This is a genomic window from Pseudomonas sp. 05N434 (assembly GCF_056396965.1).
The window spans coordinates 1-567 of sequence record NZ_JBFTMK010001060.1; the positions used below are offsets into that span (position 1 = coordinate 1).

The following is a 567-nucleotide window of genomic DNA, read 5'->3' on the forward strand; positions in this document are numbered from 1 at the left end:
CTTTACAACTATCAGCCACGGTCGTGCCCATGCTAAATCGCTTCGCACCCCTCGTGCCTCTCGCACTCGTCACCCTGTTGTTCGGTTGCGCTGCTCACTCTCCAGTGTCCCAGCAAGAGCCACAGCATCAGGTTTCAAATTCAGTTACCGCGCAGTCTTCTTCCGTTCTTTTCCAGGAAGAGCTAGCAACCAATAAAGAACTGGCAGACTTCGCCGGGGGCAAGTCGTATCAGCTTCCGGTTCTGGCTGACAGCATCCTCGAACGTGGCATGTCCCTGATCGGTACCCGTTACCGTTTCGGCGGCACCTCCGAGGCAGGCTTCGACTGCAGCGGCTTCATCGGTTATCTGTTTCGTGAAGAGGCTGGCATGAACCTGCCGCGCTCCACTCGCGAAATGATCAACGTTGACGCTCCGCTGGTGGCTCGCAGCGCCCTCAAGCCGGGTGACCTGCTGTTCTTCGCCACCAATGGCCGTCGCGGTCGTGTCAGTCACGCCGGGATCTACGTGGGTGACAACCAGTTCATCCACTCCAGCAGCCGCAAAAGCGGTGGTGTCCGGGTCGATA

The 567-nt window shown here is 58.4% G+C and carries 1 protein-coding gene; it reads left to right on the plus strand.

Annotated elements, in window-relative coordinates:
- Positions 1-29: 29 nt before the first annotated feature.
- The coding region (locus AC1DLB_RS31705) for a C40 family peptidase (protein ID WP_477786494.1) at positions 30-567 on the plus strand (538 nt) is incomplete at its 3' end.